Consider the following 22,257-nt stretch of genomic DNA (forward strand, 5'->3'; position numbering starts at 1 on the left):
CTCCTGGTTCAGTTGTACGGGGGTCGGAAGTTCCTGTGCCGAGGGTCTAGCGTAACGCGCCCGGAGAGTGTAGAACGCAATCCGCTGGTCGGCGACGTCCCCCCGGCGGCGAGCCGGAGCGAACTCCGGGCATCCGAGACGCGACGGAGCCGCCGCTCCCGGCGGGGCGGCGGCTCCGGTCGAGGCTGCGGCTAGAGCGCCGCTTCGATGGCGGCGGTGACCTCGGGGGCATCCGGGGTGGTGCGCGGGCGGAAGCGGCCGACGACCTTGCCCTCCCGGTCGACCAGGAACTTCTCGAAGTTCCACTGGATATCGCCCGCGGTGCCGTCGGCGTCGGCGGTCTCGGTGAGCGTCCGGTACAGCTCGTGCCGCTCGTCGCCGTTCACGTCGGTCTTCTCCAGCAGCGGGAAGTCGACGCCGTAGGTGGTGGAGCAGAACTCCTGGATCTCCTCCGCGCTGCCCGGCTCCTGACCCATGAACTGGTTGCTGGGGACGCCGATCACGGTGAAGCCGCGCGGCCCGTACTGCTTCTGCAGCTCGACCAGGGCGCTGTACTGCGGCGTCAGGCCGCACTTGCTGGCGACGTTCACCACGAGGGCGGCGCGGTCACCGACCACGTCGGCCAGGGTGGTCTGCTCGCCGGCCAGGGTGCGCACCGGTACGTCTCGGATGCTCATTCGTCTCGGACCTGCCGTTCTTCGTAGTGTCCCGCCCCGCAGCCACGCTACCGGACCCGGTTGAATCGGTTCCGCGCGGACAACTTTGGGGCCCGGGTTCCGATGCCTGCCCGGCCACCGCGGTCTGGCACGATGGGGCCCGTGCCGAACCGCCATGCCGCGTCCCGACCCGTGGTCGATCGCCGTACCGCCCTGCGTGCCGGGGCCGGTGCCTGCGCGGGGCTGCTACTGCTCGGCGCGGCCGCGGGCTGCGCGAGCGACCCGGTGCACGATCCGGACCAGCTGGCCGGGCAGGAGGAGCGGGCCCGCGTCGACGCGGCCGCGGCCACCGCCATGGCGGCCACCGAACCCGCCCGCGCGCGAGCCCTCGCGACGGTGGCGGCCGAGCGCACCGCGCACGCGGACGCGCTGCGCGCCGAGATCGCCAGGGTGGTCGGCCACTACGGCGACGGCACCACCCCCGTGCACCGCACCCGCGCCGCGCTGCCCGCCGAGCCGACCGTCGACCCGATCACCGGCGCGACCGGCGGCAGCGCCGCCCCGCCCACCCCGCAGCAGCTGCGTGACCGGCTCACCCGTTCCCGCCGTTCGGCGGCCGACCTGGCGCGCACCCAGACCGGGTACCGCGCCGGGCTGCTCGCCTCGATCAGCGCGGCCTGCGCCGCGCACGCGGAGGTACTGCTCGCATGACCCCGGACCAGGAGGCGCTGAGCACCGCGCTGGACGCCGAGTACGCCGCCGTCTACGCCTACGGGGTCATCGCCGCGTACGCCGCTGACGAGCGCTACACCGTCTTCGCCGAGCACGCCGCCGCGCACCGCGCCCGCCGGGACGCCACCGTCGACGCGCTCGCCGCGAGCGGGCTCACCCCGCCCGCGCCGAGCGCCGCCTACACCGCCCCGTTCCCGGTCACCGACCCGGTGACGGCGGCCAGGCTCGCGGTCGCCGTCGAGACCGACACCGCCGTTGCCTGGCGCTCGGTGGTCGAGAAGGCGACTACGCCCGAGCTCCGCACCACCGGGGTGGAGGCGCTCACCGAGGCCACCTTGCGGTTGGCGACCTGGCAGTCGATTCTCGGTGCCGAGCCACCGACGGTCGCCTTCCCCGGAGCGGTCTGAGGGGCATCGCCCCGGCCCCGCGGTGCTCAGCGCGCCGCGGAATCGCGCGGCGACCCATCGGGGCCGCGCGGACACCGACCGATCGGGCCGCGCGACGCCTCGCCCCGTCCGAGCCGACAGTCGGCGCCGCGCGGGTGGCGACGAATCAGCCGCGCACGCGCGCGACGACCGCGGCCACTGCCTCGGCGGCCGGGATCTCCTCCGCCTCCCCGCCGAACCGGTCGCGCAGCTCGACGACGCCCTGCGCCCAGCCGCGACCGATCACCAGCACCAGCGGCACCCCGAGCAGCTCGGCGTCCTTGAACTTGACGCCCGGCGAGGCGGTGCGATCGTCGAAGAGCACCTCGAGCCCGGCGGCGTCCAGCCCGGCCACGACCTCCTCGGCCCCGTCCCGCGCGGCCCCGTCCTTGTTGGCGATGACAACGTGCACGTCGTAGGGCGCGACGGCGGCGGGCCAGCGCAGCCCCTTCTCGTCGTGCTGCTGCTCGGCGATCACCGCGACCATCCGCGAGACGCCGACCCCGTACGAGCCCATGACCAGCCGCACCGGCTTGCCGTTCTCCCCGAGCACGTCCACCTCGAACGCGTCGGTGTACTTGTACCCGAGCTGGAAGATGTGCCCGATCTCGATCCCGCGCGCGGTGACCAGCGTGCCGTTCCCGTCCGGCGCGGGATCGCCGTCGCGCACCTCGGCGGCTTCGATGGTGCCGTCCGGCGTGAAGTCGCGACCGGCCACCAGCCCGACCACGTGCTTGCCCGGCGCGTCCGCACCCGTGATCCAGGCGGTGCCGGTGCCGACCCGCGGGTCGACCAGGTACCGAATCCCGTTGCGCTGCAACCCGCGCGGGCCGATGTAGCCCTTCACCAAAAACGGGTTCGCGGCGAAGTCGGCCTCGCCGAGCAGGTCGAACTCGGCGGGCTCCAGCGCCGCGCCGAGCCGCTTGCCGTCCACCTCGCGGTCACCGGGGATGCCGATGCCGACGATCTCGGTCTTGCCGTCCGGGTGCCGCAGCTTCACCATGACGTTCTTGAGCGTGTCGGCGGCGGTGACCGCGCCGATCCCGGCGCCGTTCGCCCACTCCACCAGTGCGGTGATGGTCGGCGTATCCGGGGTGTCGTGCTCGACGGCTTCCGGCAGCCCCTCGATCGGCAGCGGCTCCGGCGCGGGCGTCACCACGGCCTCGACATTCGCCGCATACCCGGACTCCGAGCGCACGTAGGTGTCCTCACCCACCTCGCTCTCGGCCAGGAACTCCTCCGACGCGCTACCGCCCATGGCCCCCGAGGTGGCCGCCACGATCGCGTACCGCACCCCGAGCCGCTCGAAGATCCGCTGGTACGCCTCGCGGTGCGCGGCGTAGCTGGCCTTCAACCCGGCCTCGTCCAGATCGAAGGAGTACGAATCCTTCATCACGAACTCGCGCCCCCGCAGAATCCCCGCGCGCGGCCGCTCCTCGTCCCGGTACTTGGTCTGGATCTGGTACAGCGTGACCGGCAGATCCTTGTACGAGTTGTACTCACCCTTGACGGTGAGCGCGAACAACTCCTCGTGCGTGGGGCCGAGCAGGTAATCGGCGCCCTTGCGGTCGCGCAGCCGGAAGAGCGCGTCGCCGTACTCGGTCCAGCGCTTGGTCGCCTCGTAGGGCTCGCGCGGCAGCAGCGCGGGCAGCGAGATCTCCTGCGCCCCGATGGCATTCATCTCTTCCCGCACCACGTCCTCGACCCGGCGCAGCACCCGCAGCCCCAGCGGTAGCCACGAGTACACACCCGGCGCGATCCGGCGGACGTAGCCCGCGCGCACGAGCAGTTTGTGGCTGGGCACCTCGGCGTCGGCCGGGTCGTCGCGCAGGGTACGCAGGAAGAGGCGAGAGAGGCGGGTGATCACGGTTGCACAGGGTAGTCCGTGCTGGTCCGGCGGTGACCGGGGGTGCCGGGCCGCCCCGCCGTCGGCCCCGGGTCACTTGGCCAGTGCGGCATCTCCCCACACGGCGTAGCCGGCGTTGCTGCACAGCCCCATGTTGCCCTCGACGAACAGATACCTGACCTTCAGGTTGAGCACACCGGCGACCGGAACCGTCACCGTCGGCGATTGCCCCACCGGGAGACTTCCCGAGGAGTACACCAGCGAATCGTCCGCGTAGACCTCGAACTGGACCACCGATCGGGTGTCACCGCCGTCCCGAAGGCCGACCACGGAGGTGAATTGCGACCATTTCCGGCCCAGATCGTAGGTGTAGGCGACGTCGGTCTGACACCCGCCGATCCGGCCGTAGATCGAATGGGGATAGGTGGTGCCGTTGACGTTGGTGGTTCCGGTCGACGGGGACGAGCCCGAGGTGTCCAGGTCGGCGAGGAACTGCTTCGACTGCGCGACCGCACCGGGTGTCGTCGTGGTGGCGCGCGCCGTGGTGGTCGTTGTCGTCGAACTCGCAGGCGGTGCGGTCGTCGTCGGTCGCGGGTCCGACTTCGGCGACTTGGCCGAGGACTGGGTACTGGTGGCGGTGGCCGAGCCGCTGTCGCCGTTGCCATCGATGTAGTGCTGAGCGACCGCCACGCCCGCGGTGGCGAGCCCGAGCACGATCACCACGATCACCACGTGCCGCACGCCGAGCCAGGGCGGACGTGGAATCCAGTTCGCGGCCACGGCCAGCGTCACCGCGAGGAGTATGGCCAGAACGACGAGGACGATCTGCGGTACGGTCATTTCTCCCACCCGTTTCAGCCGCGATGCGGCGCACTTGCGCTGCCTCGCCCTGGAGTTCGGCAACCGTTCGGCATCAGCTGCCGAAGGGTGATCTTGCCTCATCTCCGCCGTATTCGTCCGCCGAGCCTCCGTGGTGCCCGACCGGGCAGGCACGCCCCCGCAACGGGCGGGCTGCCGCCCGAGCCGGTCCGGGTCGAGGACTTTCCCGGCTGAACTACCCTTGACGCTCGTGCTGGTGCTGCTGCCTCCCTCCGAGACCAAGTCCGACGGCGGCCGCGGCGGCCCGCTCGACCTCGGCTCGCTCTCGCTGCCCGCGCTCACCCCGGTCCGGTCGGCGCTACTGGACGCGGTGGAGAAACTCGCGGCCGACCCGGCGGCGGCCGCGGCGGTGCTCGGGCTCGGCAAGTCGGCGGAGGCGGAGATCGCCCGCAATGCCGCCGTCCGCACCTCCGCCACCCGCCCCGCGCTGGAGCGCTACACCGGCGTCCTCTACGACGCGCTCGACGCCCGCTCCTTCACCCGCGCGCAGAAGGCGAAGGCGCTGCAGCGGCTCGCCGTCGGCTCCGCGCTCTTCGGCGTGGTCCGCGCGAGCGACCCGATCCCCGCCTACCGCCTCTCCGGCGGCACCCGCCTCCCCGGGCTGCCCACCCTGCCCGCGCTCTGGAAGGACGCGCTCACCCCCGCGCTGCTCGCCGAAGCCGCGGGCGGGCTCGTCGTAGACCTGCGCTCCGGCAGCTACCAGGCGCTCGGGCCGGTCCCCGGCGCCGTCACCGCCACCGTGCTCACCGAGCAGCCGGACGGCAGCCGGACCGTCGTAAGCCACTTCAACAAGCACCACAAGGGCCTGCTCGCCCGCGCCCTCGTGCTCACCCGCGCCGACCCGTCGGACGTGCGCGGCGTCGGCCGGATCGCCGCCAAGGCCGGGCTCCGCATCGAGATCGCCTCCCCCACCGAACTCCTCGTCCTCACCTGAAAAACAATTCGCGCGAGCACCGGGCGCTCCCGTAGCGTCGTTCCCGCACCGGGGGGGCGAAAGACGGTGTGTGGCAACGATTCGGGGAGGTGGACCATGACGAAGCTCAATCAGATCATCGCCGTCGAGAAGGGCGTGAAGAGCGGTTCGGCGCGCGAGCTGGCCGAGGCGAGGGCACTGCTGCAGAAGCAGGCGCTGCTCGCCGGCATCGCCCGCACGTACCAGCCCAAGGACGAGGAGGGCGAGCAGCTTCCGGCCGAGTCCACCCGCGTGCAGGTCACCTCCGAGGAGGTGCTGCGGCGCACCGCGGCCACGCTCACCCGGCTCTTCGACGTCACCGCGACCAAGGACTGGGCGAACACCACGGCCACCGCCGACGTCACCGTGGACGGCGAGGTGCTGCTGGCCCAGGTGCCGGTCTCGTACCTGCTCTTCCTGGAGAAGCAGCTGGCCGAGCTGCACCAGTTCGTGAAGTCGCTCCCGGTGCTCGACGGCGCCGAGTCCTGGTCCTTCGACGACTCCACCGACACCTGGCGCACCGACCCCGTGCGCACTATCCGGACCAGGAAGGTGCCGCGCAACCACGTCAAGGCGGAGGCGACGGAGAAGCACCCGGCGCAGGTCGAGGTGTACTACGAGGACATCGCGGTCGGCTACTGGACCACGGTGAAGTTCTCCGGCGCGCTGCCCGCGCGGCGGGTCAACGAGCTGGTGCAGCGGGTCGAGACGCTGCGCGAGGCGGTGCAGTTCGCCCGCGAGGAGGCCAACGGCGCCGAGGTGGCCGACCGCCGCACCGGCGACGCCGTCTTCCGCTACCTGTTCCGCTGACCCCACGAACTCCCCCGCCGCGAGCCGGGGGATGCGCTCCCCGAGCGCAAAAACTCACGCTGATCGATCAGCCTGACTCTCAAGTTCAGACTCTCGCTCCAGCACGAGTATTCGTCGCCCTTGTTCCGGCCTCGCGGCCCGGACGCACGGCGACGGGGTGCCGGTTCGAATCCGGTTCTCGGTGTTCTCCTACCGAGGTGGTCCAACGGAAGGGCACGTCGCAGTCACCATGATCCGGCCGCAGGGGTCGGCGCAGGCACGGGGCGACTCATTTCCGGGGCCCGGGAGCAGGCCAAGCTCCCGGGTCCCTCCCGTCTGCTACGCGGAGACCTCGGCCATGAGCGTGCGGGAGCTAACGCGTCGAATGCGTTGCCGGATCAGTCGGTATCGAGCAGCAGGCTTGGTGCCAGCCCGAAATCCTCAGCGACCTCTGCGTTGGTCTGCTCGGAATCCCACTCCGCGTCCAGCTCGGGCTGCCCGCGCAACGAGCCGCGACCGGTCCGGTCGGCTCGGTGAACGAGCGGTCCCACGTCGATCGGCTGATCGGTTCGGCTGATGACAACTTCCTTCCCGTGCTCAACTGCGCATGCCTTCCGCGATACCGCGATGTTCGAACACGGTGATGGCAAGGAGCGGAGACGTACGCTCGGCGATGTGCGCATGATTCTGGCCCTCTGGGACGTCGACGGCACTCTGATCAGCAACGGCGGGGTATCGAAGGACACCTATCGAGGAGCATTCGAGCTGCTCACCGGCGTATCGGCGGTGCACACCCCGCGGACGGCCGGCGGTACCGACGTGCCGATCATGCACGATCTGGCAGCTATGCACAGCGTGACTCTGACGGCCGAAACCGAGGATATTCGCAATGCGTTGGAGCAATCCCTGGCAGCACGGAGAACCGAGCTTGCCGCGCGCGGACGCTCGCTGCCCGGGGCGCACGACGGCATCACCGCCCTCGCGGCAATGGACGGTGTGGTCCAGTCGGTACTGACGGGCAATATCCGTCCGAACGGATTCGCGAAGCTGGATACCTTCGGCCTGGCAGGTCCCCCGCTGGATTGGGATATCGGGGCCTTCGGCTCCGATGATTCCGTTCGCTCGAACCTGGTCTCGATCGCGCAGAAGCGGGCACGCGTGAAGTACGGAACGGAGTTCACGCCGAACGACACGGTGCTCATCGGAGACACGCCCAACGACGTTCGCGCAGGAAGGGAAGGTGGCGCCAAGGTGATCGGCGTCGCGACCGGGAAGGACGATGTCGATACACTCGTGCGCGCCGGAGCCGACGCAGTGCTTCCAGACCTTGCCGACACGGCTGCATTCCTGTCTGCATTCAAGCAGGTTCTGGCATAGCCCGGCCGGAACCGGAGAATGCCCGCCAGAATATCGATTCCCTGATGTCGACGGCTGATCCCCACACCCGTTCGAAGCTGCGGTCGTACATGTCGAAGAAGTCGCCGCCGCGCACCCGGCGCACGTGCAGGATAGGTGCGAGGTAGCCGTATGCGCCGTAAACATGCTGGTTGATCAGCATCTGGTTGTCGTATCGGAAGATGGAGTTGTAGAGGCACGTCCGATGTAGAAGGAATTCGACACCGGGTTTTCCGACCAGCGGGCTGTAGTAGGTCAACGCCATGCGGATACGGGCGGGAATAGCCTCGTACAGAAGCTCTTCTTCCCCTCGCAGAGCCATCTCGGGCGAATCCGGATCACCGAGCAGGATTCGAACGCGGACTCCGTCTTCGGCTTTGCGACGAATGATGTCGATCGATTCCGGATTCTGCTCGGGAAGGAAGAGGCTGGCGTTGGCGAACAGCCAGAGCTCTTCCCGCGTCGATGACAGCAGGTCGAGCCACAGACGTCGCGGGGTGTCTGCGCGGTGTGGGTAGATATCGACGATCTCCGCCCGCGTCGCATGCTCGACCGGTATCTCCAGTTGCGGCCACAACGATCCGCTGCTCGCCCCCAGGAGTTGGGCGGCCCGGCGAGCCGTGGCCCGGCGTGGAACGACCCCCTTCGTGACCCAGCGCTGCACACTCTTCGGATCCAGGCTCAGTTGCTCCGCCAACCCCTGCGTGCTGTAGCCGGCATCGTCGAGGGCGACGCGGAGCCGTTCGTTCGGCTTCTGCGAGCTCATCGAGCCCATCCCCCCAAGGACGTTGCGGACGTTTCCGCCTCAAGGTAACGCCCCCGAACGTGCTGCGGACACGGTTTCGGGCGACCCGTACTTCGAAGTGCACTGAGGGCAGGTCAGCACCGGAGGCTCGGTGCCGACGGCCATCGACCGCCGAAAATTGCTGGGAGACAGCGTCCATGCCCGTGGGAATGCTCGCCGTGATCGTCACAATCGTTGCAGGGCTCGTTCTCTGGTGCGGAGTTGGAGTCGCACTACACCGTCAGGCCGACCGTAGCGGGGTGGCGCCGGAAGATTCGAGGGCGCACGGCGGCATACTCGATCGCGTTGCCGCAGAGGGCACCCTGCGGAGCGATTCATGGCAACTCGAGCCGACCCATCGCGCGCCGAGCATGCCGTACAGCCCCGAGCGGGCGCACGCCGAGATGCGGCGGCACCGCGATTGCGGCACCGATACCTGCGCGGCCAAGCACGCGGCGTTCTGGACTCTGGTCGATGACGGGCAGATCGTGCCCGACGCGAGGGCAGTCCGCTGAACGCCGGCGAACTCCCGAAGCGGCAGGCGTCGACCGGACCGAAGCGTCCCGTCCACTGCGACGTACCGATCGAACTGTTGGAGCGATACCTGCGAGCTCTGCGTGAGCGGACGGAAGCCACCCTCGGAGCGGCAACTCGCTGACCCGGTCGCCAGAACAGCAAGGCCAGTTTCGACCGCAGGCTACGCACTCACCCTTGCTGGGCTGCCTTCTCCGCATGCTGCGCCTCGGCCAACTGCGCAGGCGTGTAGCGCAGGGTCAAGGCGACCGCGCCGATGAGGAGGGCCAGGAGGGCGCAGCAGAAGAGGACGAGGGTGTAGCCGTTGCCCAGGGCGTCGATCTCCAGGTCGGTCATGTCGGTGGCGGGGACGCCGACGACGCCGCCGACGGCGAGGGTGCGGGAGGCGGCGATGGGGGTGAAGAGGCCGATGGCGATGGGGGTGGCGAGGTTCATGAACATCTGGCCGACGGCGGCGAGCGGGCCGATGTCGGCGGCGGGAACACCGACCAGGACGCAGATCGGGGCCAGCACCATGGCGACGCCGACGCCGAAGCCGATCACCACGAGCAGGGGCAGCAGGATGGTGAAGTAGTCGACGTCGCCCTTCAGGGTGGAGGCGAAGGCCAGGCCGCAGGCGAGGACGGCGCTGGCGACCAGGAGCAGCCAGCGCGGGGCGACCAGGAGCGCGAGCTTGGAGGCCAGCGCGCCGCCGATGCCGATGCCGACGGTGAACGGGATGGCGGCGAGGCCGGCGGTGAGCGGGCTGTAACCGAGCACGTTCTGCAGGAACTGGGCCACGAAGAAGGTCATCGCGCCGAGCATGCCGCCGGCCAGGAAGATGAGCAGGAAGGTGGCGATCCGGTCGCGCCGGTCGAAGAGCGACCAGGGCAGCAGCGGGGAATCGACGCGGCGTTCCAGCAGGACGAAGACGATCAGCAGCAGCAACCCGCCGACCAGCGCGCCGATGATGTAGGGGCTGTCCCAGCCGAGCTGCGGCCCCTCGGTGGCGCCGAAGACGATGGCGGCGCAGGCGATGGTGCCGAGCAGCGCGCCGCGCACGTCGAGGGTGGTGCGCTGGTGCGCGGTGTCGGAGAGGGTGGCGACCGCGCCCGCGATGATGAGCGCGCCGATCGGCACGTTGATCAGGAAGATCCAGCGCCAGGAGACCTCGGTGAGCGCGCCGCCGACCACCAGGCCGCCGACCGAGCCGACCCCGACCATCGAGCCGAGGATCGCGACCGCCTGGTTGCGCGCCTTGCCGGGCGCGAAGGTGGTGGCGACGAGGGCGAACGCGGTGGGCGCGGCGATCGCGGCGCCCGCGCCCTGGAGGGCGCGCGCGGCGAGCAGCATCCACTCGGCCTGGGCGAGGCCGCAGAGCAGCGAGGCGACGGTGAAGACCGCGACGCCGCTGATCAGCATGCGCTTGCGGCCGAAAGAGTCACCCAGACGGCCGCCGAGCAGCATCAATCCGGCGAAGGTGAGGCCGTAGGAGGTGACGGTCCAGGCGCTGCCCGCGCTGGAGAGCCCCATCTCCTCCTGCAGCCGGGGGAGCGCGAAGATCACGACGGTGCCGTCGAGCACCACCATGAGCTGCAGGCCGCTCAGTACCAGGATGGCGAGCCCGAAGGCGCGCCCGGTCACCGGGTAGTGCGGGGTCACCGCGGGGTCTCTGAGCACCCGGCCACTGTAAATCATGCGTCACAGACACCCATCCGGGTGCATGGCCGGGAACGCCAGGCGGCGACCAGCGGATTCCGGGCCGCGCGCCAGTTACACAGGGGCCGAGTCAAACCCGGCGGTCGGGCCGATGACGACAATCGCCGGGGGCCGGATGCCCTCGGCCTTGACCCGCTCGGCCACGGTGCCGAGGTCGGCGCGGAGCACCCGCTGGGTGCGCAGCGTACCCTCCTGGATCACCGCGGCGGGGGTGTCGGCGGCGCGCCCGCCGTCGAGCAGCGCGGCGGCGAAGCGGTCCAGCCGCTCGACCGCCATCATGAGCACGAGCGTGCCGCGCAGCGTGGCCAGGGCGGGCCAGTCGACGAGGGAGTCCGGGTGGTCGGGTGCCACGTGGCCGCTGACCACGACGAACTCGTGGGTGACGCCGCGGTGCGTCACCGGGATGCCTGCCGCGGCGGGCACCGAGATGGGGCTGGTGATGCCGGGCACGACGGTCACCGCGACCCCGGCCTCGACGCACGCCTCCAGCTCCTCGTAGCCGCGGCCGAAGACGTACGGGTCGCCGCCCTTGAGCCGGACCACGAACTTGCCCGCCCTGGCGCCATCGACCAGGGTCCGGTTGATCTCCTCCTGTGCCATGGACCGGCCGTACGGGATCTTGGCGGCGTCGATCACCTCGACCTCGGGGCCGAGCTCGGCGAGCAGCTCCGGCGGGGCCAGCCGGTCGGCGACCACCAGGTCGGCCCTGGCGAGCAGCCTGCGGCCGCGCACGGTGATCAGATCGGGGTCGCCGGGCCCGCCGCCGACCAGCGCGACGCCGGGAACCACCGGGTCGGAGTCGTCGGTGACGACCCCGGACTGCAGCGCCTCCAGCAGCGCGCTACGCACCGCGGCCGAGCGGCGGTGCGCGCCGCCTGCCAGCACGCCGAGGCTGAGCCCGTCGTAGCGCGCGGTGGCGGGGGTGACGGCGGTGCCGAGCCGCGCGACATCCGCGCGCACGCAGAAGATCCGGCGCGCGGTGGCCTCGGCCACGATGGCGGCGTTGGTCTCCGGCTCGTCGGTGCAGGCGATGGCGTACCAGGCGCCGTCCAGGTCGCCGTCGGCGTAGTCGCGCAGTTCCAGGGTGAGCTGCCCGGCGCCGGCCATCCCCTCGACGGCCGGGGTGACCGCGCGGCTGACGACGTGCACCTCGGCTCCGGAGGCGATGAGCAGCCCCAGCCTGCGCTGGGCAACCGAACCGCCGCCGACCACGACGACGCGCCTGCCGTTCAGATCGAGCCCGACGAGATAGTTGGGATCGCCGGCATCGGGAGGAGTATCGGACACGGGGAATCAGCCTACGGAGCGCCACAGAACCGACCGGTGGGCACCCCGGTGACGACCCCGTCTATCGTTCCGCGCACCGGATAAGTTACGCGAAATTCGGATATCACTGTTGGACTTATGTCCTGATCAGTCGGGCTTCGTGTGATCTCCGGTTCATTCCGGTCACGAGCGGGACAGAGTGCCGTGGAGTGCCCGATTCTCCGATAGTCTCGCCGGTATGGCTGCTGGTAACCGGCGCTCGACGCGAGCGGACGACCCACCGGAGAACCGGCCGGTGCGGCGCAGGCCCGCGGATCGCCGGGCGCAGATCGCGAACGTCTCCGCGGAGGCGTTCGGCGCGCACGGCTACCACGGTGTGAGCATGGAGGAGATCGCGACCAAGCTCGACATCACCTCCACCGCGCTGTACCGGCACTACCCGAGCAAGTACGCGCTGTTCCGGCAGGAGGCGCTGCGGCTCAGCGGGATCAGCGCGGAAGCGGTGCGGCTGCCGCCGGAGTCGGTCGACTGGGACGCGGAGCAGCGCTGCGCGCACGTCGTCGAGGCGCTGCTCGCGGTCTCCATCACCAACCGGCGGCGCGGCGCGCTGCTCCGCTGGCAGCACCGCTACCTCGAAGCGGAGGACCGGCGCACGCTGGTCGCCCAGATGGCGGCGACCGATGCCGCGATCCGGGAGCGGATCGCGGAGCTGCGGCCGGGGCTGCCCAGCGCGGAGCGGGCGGTGCTCACCGCCGCGGTGATGAGCGTGATCGGCAGCATCTCCGACCACCGGGTCGCGGTGCCGACCCGGCCGCTCACCGCGCTGCTGGCCGGCGCCTGCCGGGATATCGCCGGAAGCACGCTGCCCGCCGGGACCGGCGCCGAGGTGCCGACGCCGCCTCCGGCCGCGGCGACCTTTACCCACGAGGTGGTGCTGCAGAAGGCGGTGGAGCTCTTCCACGTGCGCGGCTACCCGGGGGTGAGCGTCGAGGACATCGCGGCGGCCGCCGGGCTGCCCGCCTCCTCGGCGGTGTACCGCTTCTACCGCAGCAAGGGTGACCTGCTCGCCGCCGCGTTCCGGCGCGCGGCGGACCGGGTGTCGGCGGCGATCGGGCCCGCCATCGCGGGCACCGACGGGCCGGGGGCCGCGCTCACCCGGCTGATCGAGCTGTACGTGGACGGGTCGTTCGCCGAGCGCGAGCTGACCTTCGTCTACTACGCCGAGATCGGCAACGTGCCCGCGGCCGACCGGACCACGCTGCGCAATATCCAGCGGCTCAACGTCGAGGAGTGGGCCAAGCTGGTGACGGCGGTGCGCTCCGGGTTGAGCGCGGCGCAGGCGCGGGTGCTCGTGCACGCGGCCTTGGCGCTGGTGGTCGATCTCGGGCAGTGGATGGGGCCGGAGCACCCGGAGTGCACCAGGGCACGGGTGGTGCACCTGATGCGGGTGATCCTGCTCGGCACCGAGGACTAGGGCTGGTTCGGCGCCAGCGGTGAGTTGACGTTGTTCACCAGCCAGCGGCCGTCGATCTTCTGCAGCCGCATGACCATGGAGAGCTGGCCGGGGGCCGGTTTGCCCTGGGTGCCGAGGGAGGTGATGGTCTGGCCGATCACGACGATGGCCTCGGCGGAGGTCTCGTCGGCGCTCTTGATGGCGCACTGCACGTCGTCGGCCTTGGAGATCACCTCGCCCTTGGCGAGGACGTCGCGGAGTTCCTTGCTGGTGTCGGCGAACTGCTGCTTCCAGTCGCCGGTGGCGCCGTCCAGGACGCCCTGGAAGTAGGCGTCCAGGTTCTTGGCGTCGTACTCGGCCAGGACGGGGGCGTAGGTGCAGGCGGCTGCCTGGGCCTCGGCCCTGGCGTCCTCCAGGGCGTTGAGGTTGTTGTTCTGCACGAACAGGGTGATCGACGTGGCGATCGCGGCGACGAGGAGTGCCGCGGTGGCGGCGAGGGCGATCACCGGGCGGGTGAGTTTGCGCCCGGACGCCGTGCTTTCCGACGCCGGCTCGGTAGCCGCGGTCGTGGACGACTCGCCTGCGGCCTCGACAACAGAGGATTTGGCCAGCTTCCCGCTTGCCGGGGCGGCTGCGCCGGCCGCCGGCGTCGCGGGGGCGGCCGGTTTGCCACCGGTGGCAGCCTCCCCTGCGCCAGCACCGGATTTCTCGGCACCGGCAGCAGACCCCCCTGCGGCGGTGCCCGGCTCCTCGGCGGCAGCAGAATCCCCTGTAGCAGTGGCCGGCTGCTCGGCAGCGGCACCGGACTCCCCTGCGCCAGCACCGGACTTCTGGGCCGCGGCAGCAGACTCCCCTGCGCCAGCACCGGACTTCTCGGCGTCGGCAGCAGACCCCCCTGCGGCGGCACCGGAGTTCTCGACGGCGGTGGCCTGGTCCGCTCCTTCGGCGGGAACTTCGTCCTTGTCGGTCGGATCGCTCATGAGCGGGAGAGTCCTATCTGCCGGGAATGGGTCGGGAGAGTTCGTCGCCGGTGACGCCGGGCGGCGGGCCGGAGCCGTTGTCCGGGACGTTGGGGCGCGGGGCGTTGGCCGACCCGCGCACCTGCAGCGCGGGGTTGCTGGTGACACAGTAGTTGTAGAGCCGGACCCTGGTGTCGGTGGAGGTGAGCGTTGGCACCACCGGGATGGTGTCGTAGTCGCAGGTGGGGCGCGGCCACGGGTCGACGAGGGTGTGGAAGAAGCCGTCGTGCGCCGGGATGCCGAGCGCCTCACTGCCTTCGCGCAACGCGGGGAAGAGCGCGGCGATGGCGGGGGCGCGCAGCTTGGCCGCCCTGGTGATGGCGACGAAGTTGGTCACCAGGTTGGTGATCGGGTCCTGCGTCTCCTCGATGAACCCGCCGAGCGTGGCGAGCTGCCCCGGCGCCAGGTCGAGGAAGTCCCGCACCTCGGCGTCGGCGGCGGTGAGCTGGCGGAAGAGCGCGCCCGCGCCGGTGGTGAGGGTGGTGAGGTCGGGCTGGGCGAGCGAGGTGGTGTCGGCGATCACCTGGAGGTTGCGGATGAGCTGCTGGGTCTGCGGCAGCATGCCGTCCAGCCCGGCCAGCGCCTGGCTGATCCCAGAGACCATGTTGCGCAGCCGGTCCGGGCCGCCGCGCAGCGCCCGGTCCAGCTCGTCCACGATCACGGTGAGCCGCTCCGGGTTCAGGCTGCCGATCAGCCCGCTCAGGTTCAGCAGCAGCGACTGCACCGGCACCGGGGTGTCGGTGCGGGAGACGTCGATCAGCGAGCCGTCGCCCAGGTACGGGCCGCCCTCGATGTCCGGGCGGAAGTCGAGGTACTGCTCACCGGCGGCGGAGAGCCGCCCGACCGCGACCGTGCCGCCCACCGGGATCCGCACATCGGAGCTGATCTCGGCCACCGCGGCGACCCCGGGCCCGGAGACCCGCACCTCGGTGACCTTGCCGATCCGGCTGCCCCGGAAGGTGACGTCGTTGTTCGCCGCCAGCCCGCCGGAGTCGCGCAGCTGCACGGTGACCGCGTAGGTGCGGTCGGGCAGCAGGTCCAGCCGCATGACGGCCACCGCCAGGTAGCCGCTGCCGAAGATCAGCACGACCACCAGCCCGAGGTTGGCGATCGCGATCCGGTTGCGTACCAGCCAGTTCCACAGCGGGATGTTCATCGCGGGCCCTCCTGCGGCGCGGGCAGGCCGTTCAGCCTGCCCATGACCTTCTCCAGCACCTGGGTGAGGCTGCCGATGAAGGCGGGGATGTCGGTGCCGTCCGGCAGCCGGCTGCCGGTGGGGTCGGTGAGCGCGCCGACACTGAGGTAGGAGACGGTGGCGGCGACCGCGAGCGTCGGCCCCTCGATCGAGGTCATCAGCGACGGGTAGATGGTGTGCAGCCCCTCCAGCATCTGGTTCAGCTCGTCGCCGGTCTGGGTGAAGCCGGTCATGAGCCGCTGGATGCTGTCGAAGAGGCTGACGAAGTCCTGCCCGCTGGTCTGCGAGAAGTCGCCGAGCGCGGCCATGGTGACCGCGACCTTGTCGATCAGCCCGGTGATGTCCCTGTTGTTCTCGGCGACCAGGCCGAGCAGGTCGGGGAAGGTGTCCGCGGCGGCGCCGAGCTCGGCCTTGCGCGCGGCCAGCTCGCCGGTGAGCGCGTTGACGCCGTTGAGCAGCCCGTCGATGTCGGCGGTGCGGCCGTTGAGCGCCGCGATCACCGCGGTCATCTCGGTGATCAGGTGCGCCAGCTGCGGCGCGCGCCCGCCGAACATGGAGTTCATCTGCGCGGTGATCTCCGCGGCCTGATTCAGCCCGCCGCCGTTGAGCAGCATGGCGACCGAGAGCATCAGCTCCTCCACCGAGGCGCCGGCCGCGGTGCGCTCCACCGGGATGACGTCGCCCGGCTCGAGCAGGCCGGAGCCCGCGCTCGCCGCGGGCAGCGTCATGGCGACGTAGACGTCGCCGAGCGGGGTGCCCTGGCGCAGCTCCGCGGTGGTGCCTGCGGGGAGCTTGATGTCCTCGCGGATCTCCATCGTCACCTCGGCGACGAAGTTCGTGGTCTGGATGGCGCTGACCACGCCGATATCGGTGCCGCCGATGCGCACGTGCGCGCGGTTCGGCAGATTCAGCGCGTCCCGGAAGGCGGCGCGGATGGTGTAGCCGGGGCCGCCGATGCCTGGCTCCGGCATGGGGACGTCGTCCACCGTGACGGCGCAGCCGGTGAGCGCGAAGCTCAGCGTGGTGGCGCAGGCCGCGGCGCGGAGCAGGGCCCGCCTCATTTCGTGAGTCCGAGCAGCGCGGCGGTGAGCCCGAAGTCGGGCCCCATGTCCTGGAGTTTGCCGGTGCGGCAGCCGTCCAGCCGCGCCTGGATGCGCTCGCAGAAGAGGCTGAGCTGCTCGCTGTCGAGCGCCGCCTTGTCCAGCAGGCCGTGCAGCCGCAGCGCCCGGTGCTCCCGGCTCACCGAGTTGGAGATGTTCTGGAAGACCAGCGGCGCCACGTCGATGATCTCGGTCAGGCCGCGGGCATTGGCCCGCATCTGGGCGGCGATCTCGACGAAGCGGGTGATCGCCCCGGCCAGCTGGTCCCGGTTGTCGCCGACCACCGTCGCGGTGTTGGTGACGAAGTCGTTCAGCTGGGTGAGCACCGCCTGCAGCCCGGGCGCCTGCTCGCCGAGCAGCGCGACCAGCTCGGTGAGCCTGCCGCTGAAATCCCGGACGGTCGAGTCGTTGTCGGCGATCACCTGGGTGATCTCCTGCAGCTTGGCGATGGTGGTGGCGATCTGGTCCTTGTTGGCCAGCGTCACCTCGAAGGCCGAGCTGAGCGCGTCGAGGGTCTCGGCGAGCCGGTCGCCGTTGCCCTCCAGCAGCGGGAAGAGCACCCGGCTCGCGAGCGGCCCCTCCTCGCTGTCGCCCTTGAGCGCCGCGCCGAGCTGGTCGAAGTTCTCCAGGATGCGGTCCAGCTCCACCGGGACCCTGGTGCGGGCCATCGGGATGTGGTCGCCGTCGGCCAGGGTCGGGCCGTCCCCGCCGTACGCGGGGGCCAGCTCGACGTGCCGGTTGGTGATCAGCTGCGGTGAGATGAGCGCGGCCATGGCGTCGGCGGGCACCTGCACCCCGGCGTCGAGCGACATGGTGACCTCGACGTAGGAGCCGCGCGGCGTGACGGTGTCGACCTGCCCGACCGGGACGCCGAGCACGGCCACCTCGTTGCCCGCGTACAGCCCGGCGACGCTCTCGAAGTCGGCGCTGACCTTGATCCGTTCGCCGAGGTACTGCCCGGGCAGCCGGCTCACGGTGTCCGGCAGCAGCGAGCAGCCCGCCGCGGTGAGCGCGGCGACCGCGAGCGCGGCGATTTTGGCGAAGCGCGTGTGCGCGGTGTTCTTCATCAGTTGCACCCCGGTGCGAGCTGGGCGGAGCAGAGCCAGTTGTCCGGCAGCAGCCACGGCGCCCAGACGTCGCCGTAGGGCCCGTTGCCGAGCACGTTGTTGAACTGGCGCAACCCCACCGGCATGATTTCGTAGAGCCGGTCCAGGTTGTCCCGGTTCTTCTCCAGCCCCTCGGTCATCGTGTTCAGGTTCTCGATCAGCGGGCCGAACTGGCCGTTGTTCTGCACACCCATCTCCTGCAGCAGCGCGGAGAGCGCCGCCACGTTGTCGAGTAGTTTCCGCAGCAGGTCCTGCCGCAGCGCCACCGCGTTGCCGATGGCCTCACCGCGGGTGAGCAGCACCAGCACGCTGTTGCGGTTGTCCGCCACCAGCTGCGAGACCTGGTCCATGCTCTTCAGCAGGGTGTCGACCTCGTCGCGGCGGTTGTTCACGACCCTGGCCAGCGAGCCGATGCTGTCCAGCGCGGCCACGGTGAGCTGCGGCGACTCCCCCATCTGCTGGGTGAGCAGGTCGAGCGCCTCGCGCAGCTTGCCCGGGTCGATCCGCTCGATCCGCTCGAAGGAGGCGGTGTAGCGGGAGTCCTGGATCACCTTGGCCAGGTTGTACGGGACGGCGGTGTTGCTCAGCGGAATCCGGTCGCCGGGCAGCCCCTTCCCGTCGCCGGGGATCAGGTCGATGTGCAGCCTGCCGAGGATGGTGGACATCTCGATCGCGGCCCTGGCGTCCGCGCCGAGCTCGATGTCGCGGCGGATGCGGAGCACCGCCACCACCTTCTGCCCCTCCAGCTCGACCTTCTGCACCTCGCCGACCTCGATGCCGGAGATGTCGACGGTCGCGCCCGGCCGCAACCCGGCGGCCTGGGCGAACTCCGCCTCGACGCTCTTGCTGCCCAGCTGGGCCCGGGAGATCACGCTGGAGCCGACCAGCAGCAGCACCACCGCCGCGGCCGCGGCGAAGCCGAGCCAGAGGAAGCGGTTGTCCCGATAACGCGGCAGCCTCATCGGCAGACCTCCGATTGTGAGTCGCCGCCGACCTGCGAGACCAGCCCCGGCGGGAGCAGGACGCCCCAGAGCGAGACGTCGAGCCGGCAGATGTAGGCGTTGCCGTAGGCGCCGTAGCCGGAGAAGCGCGCGAGGCCGTTCAGGAAGTCGGGCAGCTCGACCGCGGCCCGATCCAGCGAGGCGCCGTTGAGCAGCAGCAGCGCGACGCCGGTGGTGGCGGTGTCCTGGGCGCGGGCCAGATCCGGCTGCACCATGCCGACCAGGTTCACCAGCGAGTCGGTGGAGCGGGCGACCGTCTCGACCGAGCTCTTCAGGTTCTCGCCCTGGGCGTAGAGCGCGTCCATCAGCGCCCTGGCCTGGGTGATCAGCGTCTCCAGCTCGTCGGTGCGGTTGGCAAGGCCTGCCATCACGCTGCTCAGGTTGGAGATCACCGCGGCCAGCAGCTCGTCGCGCTCGCCGAAGGTGCTCGCCAGCTCGGCGGCCTGGGTGACCAGCGCGCTCAGCGAGACGCCGTCGCCCTGCAGCGCCTGGATCAGCGTCTCCGAGAGCGAGTTCACCTGGTCCGGTTGCAGCACCCCGAAGAGCGGCTCGAAGCCGGAGAGCAGCGCCGAGACGTCGAACGACGGCTCGGTGTGCTCGACCGGGATGGTGCCGCCCGGCTTCAGCTCGGTGCCCGCCTGCTCCCCCGGCATCAGCGCGATGTAGCGCTGGCCGATCAGGTTCTGGTAGCGGACCAGCGCCTTCGTGGTGGTGCTGAGGTGCTGGCGGTCCTGGATGCTGAAGTCGATCTTGGCGTGGTAGCCGTCGACGAAGTCGATGTCGTCGACCCGGCCGACCCGCACGCCCGCCACCCGCACGTCGTCGCCGACCCGGACGCCGAGCACGTCGGTGAAGACCGCCGAGTAGCCGTCGGTGTCGCCGGGGACCGAGCGCTGCAGCGTCGACCAGATCGTCCAGGTGAGCATGGTGGCGAGCACCGCGAACAGGCTGAACGTGACAAGTGCCCTGGCGGATTTCACGCCGCACCTCCGTCGTGGATCTCCAGGGAGCCGCCCGCGAGCAGCGGGGTCAGCAGGAGCAGTTGCGCGGCGGTGGGTTTGCCGCCGGTGAGGGCGGCGACCGCCGCGGCGCCGCGCAGGCGAAGGGGTCTGGTCGCGGCGACCGGCTTCGCCGTTCCCGGTGCGCCGGGGACCGCCGCGGCGGGGCGGTCGGGGTCGAGCCGGCCCGCGGCCGGGCCGAAGTCCTGCCCGTCGGGCGCCACGTCCTGCGGCGCCCCCGCTCCGGGCGTACCCGGCTGCCCGGCCCCGGGCGCGGGCACCACACCGGGGACAGCCCCCTGCGTGCCGGGAGTCTGGCCCCCGGGGAACCCGAAGAGGCCGGGGATGGACGGCAGCCCGGGGATCGCGGGCAACCCGGGGATCAGCGGCTGGGCAGCCGGTGCGGCGGGCGCGGCGACCGGGGGTGGCCCGGCGGCATCGAGCCATTGCGGCAGCATCTGCGCCGGGTACTCCTGCTCCGGGGCGACCTCGGGGACCGTCGGCCCCCCGCAGCGCGGACCGGCGAGCTCGCCGTAGCGCGGGCAGTCCGCGGCGGTGTACTGCTGGAACGGCGTGAAGCTGACGTCCATCTTCCAGACCATCTGCTTGCTCGGCCCGAAGCTGAACACCCCCTCCAGCTGCTCCAGCGCGTAGTTCAGGTTGTGCACCGCGAGCGGGATCGTCTCGGCGTCGCCGGCCAGGCTGCCGAACAGCCCGGCGAGCCCGGGCACCAGCTCCTTGGCGGAGTCCGGGTTGCGGGCGAACAGCTCGTTCACCGAGTCCACCGCGCCGCCCGCCGTGGCGAGCAGGTTGACCAGCCCCTCCCTGCGCTCGGTGAGCGTGCGCGCGGTCGTCACCGATTCGGCGAGCACGCCGACCAGCTCCGGCGCCGACTTGCTCAGCTCGGTGGTGGCCCGGCCCAGGTCGCCGAGGAGCGAGCCGACCTCGGGGATGGCGTGCACCTCGGTCATCCAGTGGTCGAGCCGCTCGATGGTGGAGCCGGGGGCGCGGGCGCCGGGGTCGAGCGCGGCGGAGAGCGTGGCGAGTACCCGGCCCAGCTTCTCCGGCTGGATGTTCTCCAGCACGTCGCGCAGCACGGTGAGCGTGGTCTGCAGCTGCACCGTCGCCTCGCCGGTGTCCTCCGGGATGACGGCGCCGGAGCGCAGCCCGTCGGGGCTGCCGCCCTGGTCGACGAGTTCGATCGCGGTCACGCCGAACAGGTTGTTCGGGATCACCCGCGCGGTGACGTCGGCCGGGATGGTGCCCGCGATGCCCGGCTTCAGGTGGATCTCGGCGCGCTGGCTCTGCCCGCGCGCCACCACCTCGACGGCGTCGACGGTGCCGACCACCATGCCGCGGAACTTCACGTCGGCGCGCGCGGGCAGCCCGTCGCCCGTGCTGGTGAGCAGCGCCGTGACCGGGACCTTCTTCTCGAAGTACCCCTCGTAGCGCAGCGCGAGCAGGCCGAGCACGAGCAGCGTGATCAGCACCAGGACCAGCCCGGCGAGCGAGAGTTTGGCGGCGGTGGGGCCGCGGCCACTGGGATCGAGCAGCATCGTCCCCCCTACCCGGAGATCCGGAAACCGGGGTCGATGCCCCAGATTGCGAGTGTAAGAACAAGATTCGCGAAGACCATCAGGACGATCACCATCTTGATCGCCTGCCCGGCGGCCACCCCGACGCCCTCCGGCCCGCCGGTGGCGGTGTAGCCGTAGTAGCACTGCACGAAGGTCGCGATGAGCACGAAGATCACCACCTTCAGCACCGAGAAGAAGACGTCGGTGCCGATCAGGAACTGGAAGAAGTAGTGGTCGTAGGTGCCCGCCGAGGTGCCGCCGAGGAACAGCACCGAGAGCTTGGTGGCCAGGTACGCGGTGGCCAGCCCGACGGTGTAGAGCGGGACGATGGTCACCGTGGCGGCGATCATCCTGGTGGTCACCAGGTACGGAAGCGGCCGGATGGCAATGGATTCCAGCGCGTCGATCTCCTCGGAGATGCGCATCGAGCCGAGCTGCGCGGTGAACCGGCAGCCCGCCTGGATGGCGAAGGCGAGCGTCGCCAGGATCGGTGCCAGCTCGCGCGTGGTGGCGAAGCCGGAGATGGCGCCGGTGAGCGGGCCCATGGTGAGCAGGTTCAGCGCGTTGTACGACTCCATGCCGACGGTCAGCCCGCCGAACGCGCAGAGGATGATCACCACCCCGACGGTGCCGCCGCCGACAACGAGCGAGCCGTTGCCCCAGCCGACGTCGGCGGTGAGCCGCAGCACCTCCTTGCGGTAGTGCCGCAGCACGAACGGGATCGCCGCCAGCGCCTCGACGAAGGTCAGCGCGTGGTGCCCGAGCCGCATGTTGGCCCGGTAGGGCACCGCGAGCACCTGCCCGCTGCGGCGCAGCGGCCGCAGCGCGGGCGGGGTGTACGAGCTGCCCATC

The 22,257-nt window shown here is 70.9% G+C and carries 22 protein-coding genes; 7 read left to right on the forward strand and 15 right to left on the reverse strand.

The window, feature by feature from the left end; all coding sequences use genetic code 11:
* Positions 1 to 191 precede the first annotated feature (191 nt).
* Complete coding sequence (locus LTT61_RS09875; RefSeq protein ID WP_233019631.1) at positions 192 to 677, reverse strand: glutathione peroxidase; 486 nt, start codon at positions 675 to 677, stop codon at positions 192 to 194.
* 132 nt (positions 678 to 809) lie between these two features.
* On the opposite strand from LTT61_RS09875, the gene LTT61_RS09880 reads away from it, so the two are divergent.
* Positions 810 to 1,367 carry a hypothetical protein gene (locus LTT61_RS09880; protein WP_420094760.1) on the forward strand — a complete coding sequence of 186 codons (558 nt, stop codon included), beginning with the start codon at positions 810 to 812 and terminating at the stop codon, positions 1,365 to 1,367.
* Positions 1,364 to 1,795 carry a ferritin-like domain-containing protein gene (locus LTT61_RS09885; RefSeq protein ID WP_233019633.1) on the forward strand — a complete coding sequence of 144 codons (432 nt, stop codon included), beginning with the start codon at positions 1,364 to 1,366 and terminating at the stop codon, positions 1,793 to 1,795. Before LTT61_RS09880 ends, LTT61_RS09885 begins: the two co-directional genes overlap by 4 nt.
* 145 nt (positions 1,796 to 1,940) lie before the next feature.
* Here the strand turns inward: LTT61_RS09885 and LTT61_RS09890 are convergent, their stop codons facing one another.
* Entirely contained in the window at positions 1,941 to 3,680 is a 1,740-nt protein-coding gene (locus LTT61_RS09890) for a proline--tRNA ligase (protein WP_233019634.1), read from the reverse strand.
* Positions 3,681 to 3,752: 72 nt separating this feature from the next.
* Positions 3,753 to 4,499 (reverse strand): NPCBM/NEW2 domain-containing protein, encoded by a 747-nt coding sequence (locus LTT61_RS09895; protein ID WP_233019635.1) that lies wholly within the window; start codon positions 4,497 to 4,499, stop codon positions 3,753 to 3,755.
* 229 nt (positions 4,500 to 4,728) lie between these two features.
* Here LTT61_RS09895 and yaaA point away from each other — a divergent pair, with 229 nt between their 5' ends.
* Together yaaA and LTT61_RS09905 are read left to right on the forward strand one after the other, a co-directional pair.
* Positions 4,729 to 5,472, forward strand: a complete 744-nt coding sequence (yaaA, locus tag LTT61_RS09900; protein WP_233019636.1) for a peroxide stress protein YaaA — start codon at positions 4,729 to 4,731, stop codon at positions 5,470 to 5,472.
* 96 nt (positions 5,473 to 5,568) lie between these two features.
* Positions 5,569 to 6,300 (forward strand): hypothetical protein, encoded by a 732-nt coding sequence (locus tag LTT61_RS09905; protein ID WP_233019637.1) that lies wholly within the window; start codon positions 5,569 to 5,571, stop codon positions 6,298 to 6,300.
* Between the two features lie 377 nt (positions 6,301 to 6,677).
* On the opposite strand, the gene LTT61_RS09910 is transcribed toward LTT61_RS09905, so the two are convergent.
* Positions 6,678 to 6,830: a hypothetical protein gene (locus LTT61_RS09910; RefSeq protein WP_233019638.1), complete on the reverse strand. Its 153-nt coding sequence runs from the start codon at positions 6,828 to 6,830 to the stop codon at positions 6,678 to 6,680.
* Positions 6,831 to 6,855: 25 nt separating this feature from the next.
* On the opposite strand from LTT61_RS09910, the gene LTT61_RS09915 reads away from it, so the two are divergent.
* Entirely contained in the window at positions 6,856 to 7,656 is an 801-nt protein-coding gene (locus LTT61_RS09915) for an HAD family hydrolase (RefSeq protein ID WP_233019639.1), read from the forward strand.
* Here LTT61_RS09915 and LTT61_RS09920 read toward each other — a convergent pair.
* Positions 7,637 to 8,440, reverse strand: coding sequence for an XRE family transcriptional regulator (locus tag LTT61_RS09920; RefSeq protein ID WP_233019640.1), 804 nt, complete (start codon positions 8,438 to 8,440; stop codon positions 7,637 to 7,639). The two genes, LTT61_RS09915 and LTT61_RS09920, sit on opposite strands and share 20 nt — an antisense overlap.
* 278 nt (positions 8,441 to 8,718) lie before the next feature.
* On the opposite strand from LTT61_RS09920, the gene LTT61_RS09925 reads away from it, so the two are divergent.
* On the forward strand, positions 8,719 to 8,973 hold the full coding sequence (locus LTT61_RS09925; protein WP_233019641.1) for a hypothetical protein: 255 nt from the start codon (positions 8,719 to 8,721) through the stop codon (positions 8,971 to 8,973).
* Between the two features lie 190 nt (positions 8,974 to 9,163).
* On the opposite strand, the gene LTT61_RS09930 is transcribed toward LTT61_RS09925, so the two are convergent.
* Both LTT61_RS09930 and cobA read right to left on the reverse strand, forming a co-directional pair.
* On the reverse strand, positions 9,164 to 10,651 hold the full coding sequence (locus LTT61_RS09930) for an MFS transporter (RefSeq protein ID WP_233019642.1): 1,488 nt from the start codon (positions 10,649 to 10,651) through the stop codon (positions 9,164 to 9,166).
* A gap of 93 nt (positions 10,652 to 10,744) precedes the next feature.
* Entirely contained in the window at positions 10,745 to 11,977 is a 1,233-nt protein-coding gene (gene cobA, locus LTT61_RS09935; protein WP_233019643.1) for a uroporphyrinogen-III C-methyltransferase, read from the reverse strand.
* A 217-nt stretch (positions 11,978 to 12,194) separates the two neighbouring features.
* On the opposite strand from cobA, the gene LTT61_RS09940 reads away from it, so the two are divergent.
* A complete protein-coding gene (locus tag LTT61_RS09940) occupies positions 12,195 to 13,430 on the forward strand; it encodes a TetR/AcrR family transcriptional regulator (protein ID WP_233019644.1) in 1,236 nt (411 codons plus the stop codon).
* On the opposite strand, the gene LTT61_RS09945 is transcribed toward LTT61_RS09940, so the two are convergent.
* From LTT61_RS09945 to LTT61_RS09980, 8 genes are read right to left on the reverse strand one after another with little or no spacing between them, the layout of a single operon-like run.
* The gene (locus LTT61_RS09945; protein WP_233019645.1) at positions 13,427 to 14,389 is read right to left on the reverse strand and encodes a hypothetical protein; all 963 of its coding nucleotides are present in this window, start codon (positions 14,387 to 14,389) and stop codon (positions 13,427 to 13,429) included. The genes LTT61_RS09940 and LTT61_RS09945 overlap by 4 nt on opposite strands.
* Before the next feature lie 13 nt (positions 14,390 to 14,402).
* Positions 14,403 to 15,584, reverse strand: coding sequence for an MCE family protein (locus LTT61_RS09950; RefSeq protein ID WP_233019646.1), 1,182 nt, complete (start codon positions 15,582 to 15,584; stop codon positions 14,403 to 14,405).
* Positions 15,581 to 16,684 (reverse strand): MCE family protein, encoded by a 1,104-nt coding sequence (locus LTT61_RS09955; RefSeq protein ID WP_233019647.1) that lies wholly within the window; start codon positions 16,682 to 16,684, stop codon positions 15,581 to 15,583. Before LTT61_RS09955 ends, LTT61_RS09950 begins: the two co-directional genes overlap by 4 nt.
* Positions 16,681 to 17,790 carry an MCE family protein gene (locus tag LTT61_RS09960; protein ID WP_233019648.1) on the reverse strand — a complete coding sequence of 370 codons (1,110 nt, stop codon included), beginning with the start codon at positions 17,788 to 17,790 and terminating at the stop codon, positions 16,681 to 16,683. Before LTT61_RS09960 ends, LTT61_RS09955 begins: the two co-directional genes overlap by 4 nt.
* Entirely contained in the window at positions 17,790 to 18,791 is a 1,002-nt protein-coding gene (locus tag LTT61_RS09965) for an MCE family protein (protein WP_233019649.1), read from the reverse strand. Before LTT61_RS09965 ends, LTT61_RS09960 begins: the two co-directional genes overlap by 1 nt.
* Positions 18,788 to 19,810 (reverse strand): MCE family protein, encoded by a 1,023-nt coding sequence (locus LTT61_RS09970; RefSeq protein ID WP_233019650.1) that lies wholly within the window; start codon positions 19,808 to 19,810, stop codon positions 18,788 to 18,790. Before LTT61_RS09970 ends, LTT61_RS09965 begins: the two co-directional genes overlap by 4 nt.
* A complete protein-coding gene (locus tag LTT61_RS09975; protein ID WP_233019651.1) occupies positions 19,807 to 21,384 on the reverse strand; it encodes an MlaD family protein in 1,578 nt (525 codons plus the stop codon). Before LTT61_RS09975 ends, LTT61_RS09970 begins: the two co-directional genes overlap by 4 nt.
* A gap of 8 nt (positions 21,385 to 21,392) precedes the next feature.
* Positions 21,393 to 22,256, reverse strand: a complete 864-nt coding sequence (locus LTT61_RS09980; protein WP_233019652.1) for an ABC transporter permease — start codon at positions 22,254 to 22,256, stop codon at positions 21,393 to 21,395.
* Between the last annotated feature and the right edge of the window lies 1 nt (position 22,257).

The organism is Nocardia asteroides (assembly GCF_021183625.1).
GTDB lineage: Bacteria > Actinomycetota > Actinomycetes > Mycobacteriales > Mycobacteriaceae > Nocardia > Nocardia asteroides_A.